The 13,710-nt window shown below is 42.1% G+C and carries 13 protein-coding genes; 7 read left to right on the top strand and 6 right to left on the bottom strand.

The features are described 5' to 3' along the window. The first annotated feature begins 5 nt into the window (after positions 1–5). Together H9X96_RS14920 and H9X96_RS14915 are read left to right on the top strand one after the other, a co-directional pair. Positions 6–1,418: a hypothetical protein gene (locus H9X96_RS14920; RefSeq protein WP_187667065.1), complete on the top strand. Its 1,413-nt coding sequence runs from the start codon at positions 6–8 to the stop codon at positions 1,416–1,418. A 29-nt stretch (positions 1,419–1,447) separates the two neighbouring features. After that, positions 1,448–2,404 carry a tail fiber domain-containing protein gene (locus H9X96_RS14915; RefSeq protein WP_187667064.1) on the top strand — a complete coding sequence of 319 codons (957 nt, stop codon included), beginning with the start codon at positions 1,448–1,450 and terminating at the stop codon, positions 2,402–2,404. 123 nt (positions 2,405–2,527) lie between these two features. On the opposite strand, the gene H9X96_RS14910 is transcribed toward H9X96_RS14915, so the two are convergent. Continuing rightward, positions 2,528–4,678: a S9 family peptidase gene (locus H9X96_RS14910; RefSeq protein WP_187667063.1), complete on the bottom strand. Its 2,151-nt coding sequence runs from the start codon at positions 4,676–4,678 to the stop codon at positions 2,528–2,530. 84 nt (positions 4,679–4,762) lie between these two features. Between H9X96_RS14910 and H9X96_RS14905 the strand changes: the two genes are divergently transcribed. From H9X96_RS14905 to H9X96_RS14885, 5 genes are all read left to right on the top strand, one after another. Continuing rightward, entirely contained in the window at positions 4,763–5,356 is a 594-nt protein-coding gene (locus tag H9X96_RS14905; RefSeq protein WP_187667062.1) for a TlpA disulfide reductase family protein, read from the top strand. Between the two features lie 196 nt (positions 5,357–5,552). Further along, positions 5,553–5,960 (top strand): hypothetical protein, encoded by a 408-nt coding sequence (locus tag H9X96_RS14900; protein ID WP_187667061.1) that lies wholly within the window; start codon positions 5,553–5,555, stop codon positions 5,958–5,960. A 35-nt stretch (positions 5,961–5,995) separates the two neighbouring features. Beyond that, the gene (locus H9X96_RS14895; RefSeq protein WP_187667060.1) at positions 5,996–6,589 is read left to right on the top strand and encodes a penicillin-binding protein activator LpoB; all 594 of its coding nucleotides are present in this window, start codon (positions 5,996–5,998) and stop codon (positions 6,587–6,589) included. Between the two features lie 25 nt (positions 6,590–6,614). Further along, the gene (locus H9X96_RS14890) at positions 6,615–8,045 is read left to right on the top strand and encodes a COG3014 family protein (RefSeq protein WP_187667059.1); all 1,431 of its coding nucleotides are present in this window, start codon (positions 6,615–6,617) and stop codon (positions 8,043–8,045) included. A gap of 38 nt (positions 8,046–8,083) precedes the next feature. Next, positions 8,084–8,356, top strand: coding sequence for a hypothetical protein (locus tag H9X96_RS14885; RefSeq protein ID WP_187667058.1), 273 nt, complete (start codon positions 8,084–8,086; stop codon positions 8,354–8,356). A 66-nt stretch (positions 8,357–8,422) separates the two neighbouring features. Here the strand turns inward: H9X96_RS14885 and H9X96_RS14880 are convergent, their stop codons facing one another. The 5 genes from H9X96_RS14880 to H9X96_RS14860 all read right to left on the bottom strand — a co-directional run bounded on the left by H9X96_RS14880 (position 8,423) and on the right by H9X96_RS14860 (position 13,702). After that, positions 8,423–9,964, bottom strand: coding sequence for a YifB family Mg chelatase-like AAA ATPase (locus H9X96_RS14880; protein WP_187667057.1), 1,542 nt, complete (start codon positions 9,962–9,964; stop codon positions 8,423–8,425). Positions 9,965–10,122: 158 nt separating this feature from the next. After that, positions 10,123–11,463, bottom strand: a complete 1,341-nt coding sequence (gene ffh, locus H9X96_RS14875; protein WP_187667056.1) for a signal recognition particle protein — start codon at positions 11,461–11,463, stop codon at positions 10,123–10,125. Between the two features lie 84 nt (positions 11,464–11,547). Further along, positions 11,548–12,546, bottom strand: a complete 999-nt coding sequence (locus tag H9X96_RS14870) for a DUF3078 domain-containing protein (RefSeq protein WP_187667055.1) — start codon at positions 12,544–12,546, stop codon at positions 11,548–11,550. 71 nt (positions 12,547–12,617) lie between these two features. Continuing rightward, positions 12,618–12,923: a hypothetical protein gene (locus tag H9X96_RS14865; RefSeq protein WP_187667054.1), complete on the bottom strand. Its 306-nt coding sequence runs from the start codon at positions 12,921–12,923 to the stop codon at positions 12,618–12,620. A 26-nt stretch (positions 12,924–12,949) separates the two neighbouring features. Further along, complete coding sequence (locus H9X96_RS14860; protein ID WP_187667053.1) at positions 12,950–13,702, bottom strand: hypothetical protein; 753 nt, start codon at positions 13,700–13,702, stop codon at positions 12,950–12,952. Between the last annotated feature and the right edge of the window lie 8 nt (positions 13,703–13,710).

Here is a 13,710-nt window from a genome sequence, read left to right as displayed (position 1 = left end):
AGGATATGCAAATCAAACAAAAACGAACAGATTATTGGATCAGATGTGCGGTGGTGGCGATGGGATTTGTGTTTTTTGCCCCGAAACAGGGAACAGCACAATTTGTGGGTAATCCACTGATTCCGGTACCCGGAAAAGTGATCATCTATACGAATGATGCAAAGGGTGGACATCACCAGGTGGCGACTCTCGCAGATCGCAATAACCTGAGTCCGCTAAGACGTCAGCCAGGGATGTTATGTACCGTGATGGACGATGGTACCGGGAAAACAAAAACCTATCAATTGATCTGTGCGGATGTACCTGCGGAATTGGAAAACAATGCCAATTGGGTTTTGTTCTCTTCGGGCGCATCTGCGGGAGGAAATAACCTGATTTATGGTGTGGGAATTCCGGTTGCCGACACTGGAAAAACAGGTGATTTCTATATCAACACCACCGACCAAACGCTTTTCGGTCCGAAGAAAGAGGATGCGACATGGCCTTGGTTGTTGTTGCAGGGCGCTGTAACTGGTGCTGCCGGAGGTGCTTTAACAGGAACCTATCCTAATCCTTCTATCGCTGAAAAAGTCATTACCGCAGCAAATATCAAATCTGATGCGGCAGATCAGGTGATGGTCAGTAATGCAGATGGTTCAGTGGCCTGGGTTGATAAAGCGACACTAGGTGGCGGCGGGGGTAACGTTGGTGCTTTCAACGGAAACAGACCAATTACCGGAGATTATTATAAGAATGTAAATCCTGGTACGAATGATCTGGCGAAATGGATTGAAGCTGTATTTTATCCTTCACTAGGGCCTTCTGCGAGTCTAACCAGCAACCCTTCGGGGACAAAAGAAATGGGGCCGGCAGGAAATACTGCTGTTACGCTAAATTGGACTGCAGGGCGAGCTATGGAAACCGGGGAGCTGACCAGTATCAACGTGGCAGGCCAGGAAGTTTTCAGTTCTTCTCCTGCTCCGGGGGCTACAGTGACGGGAACCGTTAATGTATCGGCCACCAGTAACCAGTCCAACACCTTTAAACTCATCGTAAAAACAGCAGACAATAAAACGGCGGAAGCCACGGCTTCACTGAATTTCCAATGGAAGCGCTATTATGGATTCGCGAATGGCGGTGAAGATGGGGAGAACTTTGCCCCTACTGATGCACAAATTCTGGCGCTTGGCAGTAGTGAATTCGGAAGCGGAGCAGCCGTTTCTAATAAAGCAGCAAGTCCTTCAGGACGTCAAAAACTGGTGATTGCCTATCCTTCAATTTGGGGAGGGTCGAAAATCATTGTTGGCATTCTGGATTCTACAGGTGCTTTTGAAAAGACGACCAGGTCTTTCAGGAATAGCGTTGGAGGGGTTACGGATTATGTGATTTTTGTGCAAAGAGACAACACTGCTGCGGGTTTAACTTTTACCATTCAATAAGCCGGTCATCAGTCCAAATTTAAAAAGCAATGAAGAATTTTGAAAATTACATCCCAATGAAAGCGATTTATACATTTTGCGTACTGTTGTGTACGCTCAGCTTCTCGGCTATAGGGCAGGTGAAGGTGATTGGAGCTTTAGAGCCCAATGACCTGACGGATAAATACTCGACCCATAGTGATATTTATGGTAAAGGAGGTTTCAGATCCGTAGCCAGTAATGCCGAAAGAGACCTGATTACCCCTGCCAGAAGGTCTGTAGGGATGTTGGTTTATTCCATTCTGGAAGAAAAGTTTTATCAATTGAAAGGCGGAATTGCCAATAGCAATTGGGTGGAAAGCCAAATGGGAGGTGGTACCGGTGGAGGTACAGGAGAAACGCTGTCTATTGAAAAAGGAGGAACGGGCGCAATTACTGCCGAGGCTGCAAGGGAAAACCTGGGCTTAGGAACCTTGGCCATTCAGAATAAAGATGCCGTAGAAATCACCAAAGGGGCAATTGATAATACTCTGATCGGGGGCTCTACACCCGCACAAGGAAAGTTTACCACGCTGGATGTGAATTCAGAATTAACGGTAACCGGGCAGGTGATTGTGAATGGAGATATTAAGGCTTCAGGAGATGTAACGGCAAATTCCGACATACGGTTGAAGAAGAATATCGAGACACTTCCAGCGGTTTCTGAGCAACTGAGAAGATTGCATGCGGTCTCTTATGATCGAAGAGATGTAGATTTACACCAGATCGGTTTTATCGCCCAGAATGTTCAGGAGTTTTTCCCTTCCTTGGTAAAAGCAGATACGGATCCAAAGAAAACGCTTTCTTTGAATTATCAGTCCATGACCGTTCCTTTATTGAAAGGATGGCAGGAACATGATGAGGAAATCGCAGTTCAGCAAAAGGAATTGAAAAGTCTGAAATCAGAAATTGAAGAATTGAAAAAGGCCGTTGCGGAGTTGAAGGAACTGCTGAAGGCAAAGAAATAATTACAGGTCATGATTGAAAGGCCAATCAATGGCATCATATAATCGCTTTTAAAAACTGAAATGCCCCCAAAATTTTTCTGAATTTTGGGGGCATTTTTATGAATCCGCATCAGCGAATTTTTGTTACTTATTGATCCCTTCAAGGGCAAATAGAAACGCATAGTTTAAAGCAATATCTTTCAGGTAATCAAACCTGCCGGATGCGCCACCATGGCCAAAATCCATGTCGGTTTTGAGCAGCAATACGTTTTTATCAGTTTTAGTAGCCCTAAGTTTGGCCACCCATTTGGCAGGCTCAAAATACTGCACCTGACTATCGTGCAGTCCTGTGGTCACCAACATATTCGGGTACGCTTTTTTCTCAATATTTTCATATGGAGAATAGCTTTTCATATAATCATAAGCGGCTTTTTGCTTTGGATTTCCCCATTCATCAAACTCATTGGTGGTTAAAGGAATACTTTCATCCAACATCGTGTTGATCACATCGACAAAAGGAACCTGTGCAATAATACCGTTCCACATGTCTGGAGCCATATTGACTACCGCACCCATTAGCAATCCGCCAGCGCTGCCACCTTGTGCATATAGATGGCCCTTGCTGGTCAATTTCTGATCAATCAGGTATTGTCCGCAATCAATGAAATCGGTAAAAGTGTTTTTCTTTTTCATCAATTTACCATCTTCATACCACTGTCGGCCCATTTCCTGACCTCCACGAATGTGTGCAATGGCAAATACAAAACCTCTGTCCAGCAGACTTAACCTCCCACTACTAAAAGTCGCATCCATACTCGATCCATAAGAACCGTAGGCATATAGCAATAGGGGCGCATTGCCATCCTTTTTCAGGCCTTTTTTATAAACCAGGGAGATGGGAACTTTGGTGCCATCTTTTGCCGTTGCATATAGCCGCTCCGACACATATGCCGATTTATCATAGCCACCCACTACTTCCTGCTGTTTCATCAGCTGCTGTGCTTTGGTATCTACGTTATAATCAAAAGTAGAAGTTGGTGTAGTTAGCGATGAATAAATATAGCGCAATGTTTTGCTTTGATAGTCCGGGTTTGAACCTACTTGTGCCATATAAGTTGGCTCGGCAAAAGCAATATGATATTCCGCACCTTTGAATGGACGCACCAGTAGCTGTGTCAATCCGTTTTTACGCTCAGTTACTACAATATGGCTTTTAAATTCGTCGACTCCTTCCAGCAGAACATCCTTACGGTGAGGAATTACTTCTTTCCAGTTTGCCCTTTCTGGTTTATCCAATGGGCATTCCATCAGGCGGAAATTCTTGGCCTCCCAATTGGTCAGGATTAGAAATTTGTCGTCCAATGCGATCACATCATACAATACATCTTTGACCCTTGGCTGAAAAACTTTAAACGCTTCATTAGGTTTATCAGCTTCCAGGATTCTCATCTCATTTGATTGTGTTGCCTGCGAATAAATGAAAAGGTATTTACCGGATTTTGATTTACCCACACCGATATAATTTGACTTGTCTTTTTCTTCATAGACGGTCTCATCCAGCTTGGCATCGGTATGCAATACATGCTTTTTAATCTTTTCACTGAGTAAAGTGACCGGATTTTTAGAAGTATAGAAAATGGTCTTATTGTCGGCCGCCCAGGTGGCATCACCTTCAGTATTTGGAATGGCGTCTTTAAAAACCTCTCCAGTTTCCAGATTTTTTACATGGATCACATATTGGCGTCTCGATACTTTATCTACGCCAAAGGCCAGCATTTTATTGTCTGGGCTGATGGTAAAACCTGTAGCCGAGTAGTAAGGTAAACCTTTTGCCAGCTGATCTACATCCAATAATACCTCTTCTTTAGCATCCAGGCTGCCTTTTTTTCTACAGTATTTATAATATTGTTCGCCCTCTTCACTTCTGGTATAATAGAAATAACCATTTTTCAATACCGGCACTGACTCGTCTTTTTCCTTGATACGACCTTTTAACTCTTTAAAAAGATCTGCCTGCAGTTGTCTCGTTCCCGCCATCATGGTATCCAGATATTTGTTTTCTTCGGTCAGGTAATCAATTACAGCAGTACTGTCTTTACCTTTTTTAAAGTAGTCAATCATCCAGTAATAATTGTCTACCACCGTATCACCATGAATAGTTCTGATATGAGGTTTCACTTCCGCTACTGGTGGGGTAGCATTTGGCCATTTATAGGGTTCCATTTTCTGCGCTTTGTTTGTACAGGACAAAGCTACGCTGAGTAACAGTAATCCTGGAAGAGTTTTTTTTATCATAAGTTAGTAAAGGTTGAGGCATAGACTCTACAAAATAGATTAATTTCTTTAAGTTAGGATGGTTCCCATTAAAACTTTATCTAAATGAGAAAGATCTTCAATAAGAGTAATATAATAAACGGCCTTTTGGGTGTGCTGATCCTGGTGGTTCTTTTTGTACCATCGGCAAAGGCATTAATGATCCAGGGGCTGATGAAAGTTGGTTTATTTTCGCCTGATACCAGTATTGATTATAAAAAGGGCAACGAAAACATCCAGTCCGAAAGTCTGGCTGGAGTTAGGTTTAAAGATGCAGGAGGAAAGGTCGTAGACCTTGGCGATTTAAAAGGCAAAGTGATCTTTATTAACTTTTGGGCCACCTGGTGCCCCCCATGTTTGGCGGAAATGCCTTCGGTAAATAAATTGTATGAGCAGTTTAAGGGAGATGATGGAGTAGTTTTCATCATGGTGGATGCAGATAGCGATTTCGCGAAAGCAAAGAAATATATGGATAGAAAGGGATACCAGATGCCGGTTTATGCCGTAGCAAGTCAAATTCCTCAGCAGCTATTTGCAGGTTCTTTGCCTACAACGGTAGTCTTGGATAAGCATGGCCGACTGTCTTACCATGAGGTGGGTGCGGCAGATTATGGGAATAAGAAGTTTGTGGATTTCATTAAACAGTTGAAAGCAGATTAACCGTTTAGCAGGGTGTTTAATACCTGTTAGGTAACGGCTGCATCTTTATAGAATATCAAAGCCGTTCATCAGTTAATTAATTAACATTTTTTAACGTTAAAATGGCAGTTAAAACCCTGGCTATGTTTAACTTTGTATCGTTAATCATTGGCATAAATGTTGTCCTATTTTTAGAGTCAGATAAAAACATAAAAAGATGAAACGAAATTTGATATTTATCTTAGGTTGCATGATCAGTTTTGTTTATGCTTCAATGGGTTTTGCACAAACGCCTCCACTTTTTAAAGATCAAAATCCAAGATATCAGGAAAGCCGCGCTAAATACATGGGAATGGCTGATTCTTTAAATCTGACACAAGGCAGCACTGTTCAAAGTACCTATAAAGCTTACGATTGGTACACCGCCAGGGAAGAACGCCGTCAGCAGCGCAGAGAAAGAAACAACAGCAGCTGGTACAGCCCTTACGATTATAACAACGGTTATTTTTACCCTTCCTTTAATTATTATCCTAATTTCGGCTATTCTTTAGGCTTGGGATTTGGACATTTTGGTCGTTATGGAGGTTTTAATATTGGCTACAACAGACATTGGGGACGCTGGTAAACAGACAACAACAGAAAATTTTATTTTTTAAATATATGCAGTTCAAAAAGATAATAACCTTAGTGGCTATTGCAGCTTCTGGAATCATGATCAGTTCTTGCTCCAGACAAGTTACACGTGTAAATCCTGATCAAACGATCGATATCAGCGGTAATTGGAACAATACAGATTCAAGATTAGTGGCCCAGGAAATGACACAGAGCATTTTGGGAAGCAAATGGTTACCGGAATATTTAGAAGCGAAAGCGGGCAAAAAACCAACGGTAATTGTGGGTGTGGTGACCAATAAAAGCCATGAACACATTGATGCGGAAACTTTCGTGAAAGATGTAGAGCAGGCTTTTATCCAAAGCGGCCGCGTGAGACTGGTTCAAGGTGGTAAAAAGAGAGAAGAACTGCGTGCAGAGAAAGCAGATCAGCAGGACAATGCTTCTGTATCTACGATGAAGAAATTCGGATTGGAAAACGGTGCAGATTACATCCTTCAGGGATCGATCAATTCTATTGTAGACTCTCATAAAAGACAAAAAGTAGTTTACTACCAGGTAAACCTGGAACTGACTGATATTCAAACTAATGAAGTGGTTTGGATTGGCGATAAGAAAATCACGAAATACGTTAAAAATTAGTCTGGCTTAACAGGCTAAATCTAACATGGGTAATCTCACTAAGCATACTTTTAGAGCATCAATTTTTATGGGATTGATGCTCTTTCTTTTTAGCTGTTCCAGCTATAATGATATGATTACGCCATATTATAAGCAGATGGCTAGTGGTAATTATACAGAGGCAATGAAGGAGCTGGAAAAGAATAAGCTCCTGCAAAAACCTCGTAACAAGCTGCTATTCCTGATGGAAAAAGGGAAAACGGCACATCTGCTGGGAGATTATGAAAATAGCAACCGCTATTTTAATGAGGCCGATGAGCGGTTAGAAAACGGATTAGGCGGTGCTATGGATGCAGTAGTTGGGACTTTAGTAAACCCAATGAATCAGGTGTATAAAGGAGAAGACTTTGAGAAGTTCATGATCCACTACTATAAGGCTTTAAATTATGTGTATCTCGGTAAGCCAGAAGATGCCATTGTGGAAGCCAGACGTATTGGGTTGCAGTCTCAGGAACAGGGTGATAAGTTCAATAATAAGGACAATCGCTATTCGAAAGATGCTTTCTCTCTAATGCTGCAAGGCTTGATCTATGAATATGATCGTGATATGAACAATGCTTTTATTGCTTATCGTAATGCTGCGGAAGTTTACCTGAACAGCAAAGATCAAACCTATTACGGCACGTCAATGCCAGGAGAACTGAAAAAGGATCTTTTAAGAACGGCTGCTGCAATGGGCTTTACTGCCGAATTACAGCGTTTTGAAGCGCTGTTCAAGCTCAATTACACGGCAGAGAAAGCACCGGAAGGTGGCGAATTGGTATTCTTCTGGGAAAATGGACTGGCACCGGTTAAGCAGCAGGAAGAGTTTTTCTTTTCTTTGGTAAAAGGGGAAGATGGCAGTCTTTTCTTCACCAATGTGGGCGGAACGATTATTATTCCTTTTAGCAATGGTTACGGCAGTAATTTTAACGTGAATTCTGTCCAGAGTTTAAGGGCTACTTTTCCTAAATATGTGAGCAGACCGCCATTTTATAGCAGTGCGACTTTGACGGATGGAAAAACAACGGTCGGCTTTGAAAAAGCAGAAGATATCAATGAGCTGGCCTATAAAACCCTGCAACAGCGTTTCCTGAAAGAAATGGGTAAAACTTTGAGTCGCCTTGCAGTGAAGAAAAGCGCGGAATATGTGTTGAGGGAAAGTTCAAAAGGAACTGGAAAGAATGGAAATGATAATTCTCTACTGGAAGGATTAGGGTTTGGCGTTCAATTGTATAGTTTGCTGTCAGAGAAATCAGATACCAGAAACTGGCAGTCTTTGCCCGCCAGCATTAGCTATACGCGAATCCCTTTACAAAAAGGAAAAAATACCATTACGCTGAATTTAAAAGCGTCGAATGGCACAGAAGAAACAAAAACAATAGAAGTGACGGGCACAGGAAGGCTGCAATTTTATAACTACTCCACCTTACGCTAGTCGCGATGATCAGATTAATAAATTAGAAATAAAACGTTATGCAAGAGCCTTTTGATATTGAAATAGGGGATGTGAGTTACGCGGTCTTTCCAGAAGGAAATGATACTTATGTAATTTTTAAGGAAGGTAAAGAATATGCCCACATTCAAAAAGATACAGACCTTCAATGGTTGAAACTGGATGAAGAAACAGCGCTTCCTTTATTTGAGATCGACGAAGAGATCAATAATATTGGTAAAGAAATTATGGCGTATGTGCCGGAAATAGAAGACGAAGAGGCTGAAGATCAATACGAGGACGACGAAGCTTAATTAATAAAACAAGAAAGGCGTAACTTATGGCTTGCGCCTTTCTTGTTTATTAAAATTAATTTTTTCCTATGGCGTCCAGCTTTCCCGGTCCAGGCTCCGGTAATTGATGGCCTCTGCTAGATGTTCCGATCTGATGTCATCCGTTCCGGCAAGATCTGCAATGGTCCTTGCGACTTTCAGAATCCGGTCATAAGCCCTGGCCGATAAACCCAGCCTTTCCATTGCTTTTTTAATGAGTGCCTGTCCTTTCGCATTGATCTGACAAACCTGACGTACCATGTTCGCATTCATCTGCGCATTGCAGTGCATATCAGGTCTTTCCTGGAAGCGAACGCCTTGAATCACTCTCGCGGCAATCACTCTTGCCTTGATCAGTTCGCTTTTTTCGGCAGCTGCGGCAGATGTTAACTCTTTAAAATTTACGGGTGTAACTTCCACATGAAGGTCTATCCGATCCAGCAGCGGTCCGGAAATCTTACTCAGGTATTTTTGCACCATACCTGCAGCACAGCTACATTCTTTGGTCGGATGGTTATAGAATCCACACGGACAGGGATTCATAGAAGCAATCAGCATGAAACTAGCCGGGTAGCTTACACTTAATTTTGCCCGGGAAATGGTGATGTTGCGGTCTTCTAAAGGTTGCCGCATCACTTCCAGTACACTTCTTTTAAATTCAGGGAGTTCATCGAGGAACAGTACACCGTTATGAGCCAGGGAAATTTCTCCGGGCTGCGGGTTTGCACCTCCACCTACCAATGCCACATCAGAAATGGTGTGGTGTGGACAACGGTATGGACGGCTGCTCAATAAAGCATCCAGGCCATTTAGCTTTCCGGCAACAGAATGGATTTTAGTCGTTTCCAGCGCCTCTGGAATACTCAATGGAGGTAAGATACTGGGTAATCGCTTTGCCAACATCGTTTTTCCGGCACCCGGAGGGCCAATTAAAATGAGGTTATGACCGCCGGCAGCCGCAATTTCTAAGGCCCGCTTGATGTTCTCCTGGCCTTTGACATCGGAGAAATCACAGTCAAAATCAGCCGACACAGGAAAGGTCTCTTTTGCCGGCAACAGGGTATGCGGTGGCCGCTCTGCCAATGGAAGTTTAAAAAAGGAAACTACTTCCAACAAAGTATCCATCCCATAAACTAATAACTCGCTGACGATGGCCGCTTCTCTGGAATTGCCTTTGGGAAGAATGAAACCTTTGAATCCAGCTGCCTGCGCTTGTATGGCAATTGGCAATGCGCCTCTTATTGGCTGTAATCCACCATCTAAGGAGAGTTCTCCCATGATGAAGTATTGATCGGCATGGAGCGCTTCTATTTGCCCTGAAGCGGCGAGAATCGCGATGGCAATAGGAAGGTCATAAGCAGAACCTTCTTTCCGGATTCCTGCCGGAGCCAGATTGATCACAATCTTCTGTCTGGGCATTTTTAATCCTGCAGATTGGATAGCACTTTCTATCCTTCTCAGGCTTTCCCGGATCGTATTATCCGGCAGGCCTACAATATGGTATTTATTGCCGCCGCCAATGCAGACTTCAATTGTAATGGTCAGTGCATCGACGCCAAAAACAGCGCTTCCATAGGTTTTTACCAGCATAGTTAACAGATCGGGTTCTGGTCTAATCTATGCGAATCAACGATACAGTGGTTAGATTCAGGCAAATAAAACCTAAATAAACTGCAAATAGAAAACCCGGTCTTAAAGGACCGGGTTTTCTAAAATTATCAAAAATTATTCTTTTTGAAGCGCTGAACCTACATTCTGCCCATTGGCATTTTAGGCATGTTCTTCATCATTTTCGCTGCTGCTGCAGGATTAGAGAACTGCTTCATTACTTTACGCATATCTTCAAACTGTTTGATCAGTTTCGTCACGTCTTCAATTTTGTTTCCAGAACCTTTAGCAATCCTTGCGCGTCTGCTCTGTTGAATGCTGTCCGGATTTTCACGCTCGTACTTGGTCATCGATTGAATAATGGCTTCCACATTTTTAAAAGCATCATCTTCGATCTCCACATTCTTCATCATTTTGCTCACCCCTGGAATCATGCCCATCAAGTCTTTCATGTTACCCATTTTCTTGATCTGCTGAATCTGGCTATAGAAATCGTTGAAATCGAACTTGTTTTTGCGGATTTTCTTTTGAAGTTCTGCAGCTTCTTTCTCATCAAACTGCTGCTGTGCACGCTCAACAAGGGAAACCACGTCACCCATACCCAGGATACGTGAAGCCATCCTTTCTGGATAAAATACATCCAGGGCTTCCATTTTCTCTCCTGTACCAATAAATTTAATCGGTTTGTTCACTACCGATTTAATCGATAACGCCGCACCACCACGGGTATCACCATCTAATTTGGTCAATACCACACCTGTAAAGTCTAACCTGTCATTAAAGACTTTGGCAGTATTCACGGCATCCTGACCGGTCATGGCATCTACCACGAATAGAATTTCGTGAGGTTTTGTATGTTCTTTTACGGCAGCGATCTCATTCATCATCTCCTCGTCTATTGCTAAACGACCTGCCGTATCAATAATAATTACATTGTTGTGGTTCTTTTTACCTTCCGCAATACCTTCCATAGCGATGGCTACCGGATCTTTCGACCCAAGGTTCGCATATACTGGTACGCCAATCTGCTCGCCAAGAATCTGAAGCTGGTCTACCGCCGCAGGACGATACATATCACCGGCAACCAATAAAGGTTTCTTGCCTTTACTTTTCAGGTAGTTGGCCAGTTTTCCAGTGAAGGTCGTTTTACCTGCACCATTCAGTCCGGCGATCAATATGATGGTTGGATTGGTTTTTAGATCTAACTCTGTCACTTCACCACCCATTAAGGCAGTCAGCTCATCGTTCATTACCTTGGTCAGCAATTGACCTGGAGAAACAGCAGTAAGTACATTTAAACCAAGTGCTTTTTCTTTCACATCATCTGTGAAGCTCTTGGCTGTTTTGTAATTTACGTCGGCATCCAACAAAGCCTTACGGATTTCTTTCATGGTTTCGGCCACGTTGATTTCTGTAATACTGCCTTGTCCTTTTAAAACTTTAAATGCACGGTCTAGTTTATCCTGTAAATTTTCAAACATTTTCTTTAATGCTTAGTGTTCAATTTTTTGTGAAAGCCAAAGTTATTAATTTTGGCCGAATGAAATGGGAATATTTATAAAGTATTACCTCGGGAAAACAAACATCACGCCAAGACCAAGTATCTGACTGGCTTGAATGTGCTTGTCATTATCCCTGTCGTAGAGCCCTACACAGGTTACTTTTACCTCCATCAATCTGTTTAACTTGGATCTTAGCTCTAAATCCAGACGGTGATCAATGTATTTCAATGACTTGTCGTATGGAATAAACATCGAATACCTTGATTTTACGAAGAAATTGGTGAAGACTTCTTTCTCAAAATTCGATACTACCTGGAAAGCGAGGTCATTTTTGAAGGTCTTACCCCTTTCCACCCCATAGTTTGAATTGTTGTTTTTATAAATATTAGTGTCCAACACAAAAGTTTGGCGGGCGGTACCTGTACCAATTCTGGTAGAGAAATATTTATTAGGCTTATACTCAAAACCCATTGATTCTGTCAATGTTCCAGGCGCCATAAATCTGGAAATCAGGGTTTCCTCCTCTTTACCAGCACTATTCGTCGCATATTTAAAACCACGGTCGAATTGTGATTCAAAAGTCAGGGAACCGAAGAAATACCAATTTTTGGAAAGTTGAATTGCGGCCTTGTTGTCCCAGAAAATCCGATCTCTCGTCTTTTTCTCCAGTTGCCCTTTATTTTTCACTTTTCCATATTCCAGGATCAGCTCACTCACATAACTATAGTTTTCTTTACTGTACTCTGCTTTATAGTTGATCGTTCCCATGATACCAATAGAATTCACACCACCACCTGTCCAGTTATTTGAAAAGACTGCCTGGTTGAAATTGATGCCTACAGCAGTTCTGGTTTTCCAGTAATTTACTTTTGCACCCACTACAACAGGTGTAAATTGTACTGGTTTAAAATTAAGGTTCCCCGTTCTGGAAGGCAGGGGACTGCGTTTAAGTTTAATGTCTAAACCTTTAGTATCAATTGGAATGCTGTCTACTTCCTGAGCAGATGCTGAATTGAGGGACACGACTAAGATCAATAAGAAGCTGGCGTAAAAAATCTTCATTCCTACAAAGAAAAACAAAAATGTTGCTTATTAAAAGTTTAATAGCAAACTAATTGCAGATGCAGAGGGATTTATGGCTTTTCGGCACGGTAAGGCCACCATGAAAACCACTTACGTTTTTTTAAATAGCCTAAATCTGATTCATTTGCATAGGCCTCGCGTTCGAAACAGATGTTAAAATAGGCGAGGTAGTGGTTTTTGAAGCGGTAAAGGTTCCATAAATAGTTCAGGCCATATAAAATATAGAAGGGAAGGATCAGGAGTTCCAGCTGCTGCTGCAGATGAATGCGCTCATGATTGATTAAGGTGGTATTGGTTTTTTGAGCTTTATGCTGTAAAATGATAAAGGGAAAAATGGCCATGGCATTGGCAGACATCCGGGGCCATATCAAAAAGAAGTACCTCAAAATTCATCAACCGTTAATTTTGGGAGCGGCTTTAGCCGGAATGCAGCAGGATTTCGCTTATAACTCGCATAGCTGTTTTTCAGGAACACAATAAAGGCATAATCGGATGCCGTCAATGCAAACTGATAAGTAGGACGGTATTGCTGCATAAAATCTGCAGCTTCATAATCACCGATATGGAGTACTCTTTTGACATATTCAGATTTAAAGCGATAGTCAATAATTGCTTCTTTATAGTCTTTTTCGAGGATCTGCTGCAGGTGTCTGGCATTTTTGCCATCACGGCTCAGCAGGTTGTAGATTGCATCAATACCTAGTCCTGCACCTCCTGTGCCTAGATTGAGTAGGTCTTTAGCTTTGCCTTTATCCAGGGCATATTTATACTCTTTTAACGTGAGTTCATGGCGCTGCTGAGGGCTATACTTCTCGCCAATAATAGCAACCTCCCTTAAATTGATGCCTAAAGATTTCAATTGAAAATAGACGGCTTTCTGGCCCTTATAAACCAAGGTATCCAGCGCATAGCCTTGCAATACGGCAAATAATGTGTCCCCAACCGAAGCTTTGATACTAAATTCTCCTTTTGGATTGTTGTAAATACCTTCATCCTTACTGGAATTGTAGACATATACCTTTGCCAATCGCAATTTAGATTCTTTGTCTATCACAAATCCCTGCACCGCTGGCTGCTGTGCAAAAATTTTAAAACTTAGAAAAGATAGTAACAAGAATAGACCTAACCGCTTCATTGATTACA

It is taken from the genome of Pedobacter sp. N36a (genome assembly GCF_014472395.1).
Classification (GTDB): domain Bacteria; phylum Bacteroidota; class Bacteroidia; order Sphingobacteriales; family Sphingobacteriaceae; genus Pedobacter.
Note: the sequence above shows the minus strand (reverse complement) of the source record. Positions and strands in the feature narration are given on the sequence as shown.

Excerpts from the sequence above, each read along its gene's own strand:
- ffh (WP_187667056.1), bottom strand. The coding sequence starts at position 11,463 with ATGTTTGAAAATTTACAGGATAAACTAGACCGTGCATTTAAAGTTTTA.
- H9X96_RS14915 (WP_187667064.1), top strand. The coding sequence starts at position 1,448 with ATGAAGAATTTTGAAAATTACATCCCAATGAAAGCGATTTATACATTT.
- H9X96_RS14885 (WP_187667058.1), top strand. The coding sequence starts at position 8,084 with ATGCAAGAGCCTTTTGATATTGAAATAGGGGATGTGAGTTACGCGGTC.
- H9X96_RS14865 (WP_187667054.1), bottom strand. The coding sequence starts at position 12,923 with ATGTCTGCCAATGCCATGGCCATTTTTCCCTTTATCATTTTACAGCAT.
- H9X96_RS14905 (WP_187667062.1), top strand. The coding sequence starts at position 4,763 with ATGAGAAAGATCTTCAATAAGAGTAATATAATAAACGGCCTTTTGGGT.
- H9X96_RS14900 (WP_187667061.1), top strand. The coding sequence starts at position 5,553 with ATGAAACGAAATTTGATATTTATCTTAGGTTGCATGATCAGTTTTGTT.
- H9X96_RS14870 (WP_187667055.1), bottom strand. The coding sequence starts at position 12,546 with ATGAAGATTTTTTACGCCAGCTTCTTATTGATCTTAGTCGTGTCCCTC.
- H9X96_RS14890 (WP_187667059.1), top strand. The coding sequence starts at position 6,615 with ATGGGTAATCTCACTAAGCATACTTTTAGAGCATCAATTTTTATGGGA.
- H9X96_RS14920 (WP_187667065.1), top strand. The coding sequence starts at position 6 with ATGCAAATCAAACAAAAACGAACAGATTATTGGATCAGATGTGCGGTG.
- H9X96_RS14910 (WP_187667063.1), bottom strand. The coding sequence starts at position 4,678 with ATGATAAAAAAAACTCTTCCAGGATTACTGTTACTCAGCGTAGCTTTG.
- H9X96_RS14880 (WP_187667057.1), bottom strand. The coding sequence starts at position 9,964 with ATGCTGGTAAAAACCTATGGAAGCGCTGTTTTTGGCGTCGATGCACTG.
- H9X96_RS14895 (WP_187667060.1), top strand. The coding sequence starts at position 5,996 with ATGCAGTTCAAAAAGATAATAACCTTAGTGGCTATTGCAGCTTCTGGA.
- H9X96_RS14860 (WP_187667053.1), bottom strand. The coding sequence starts at position 13,702 with ATGAAGCGGTTAGGTCTATTCTTGTTACTATCTTTTCTAAGTTTTAAA.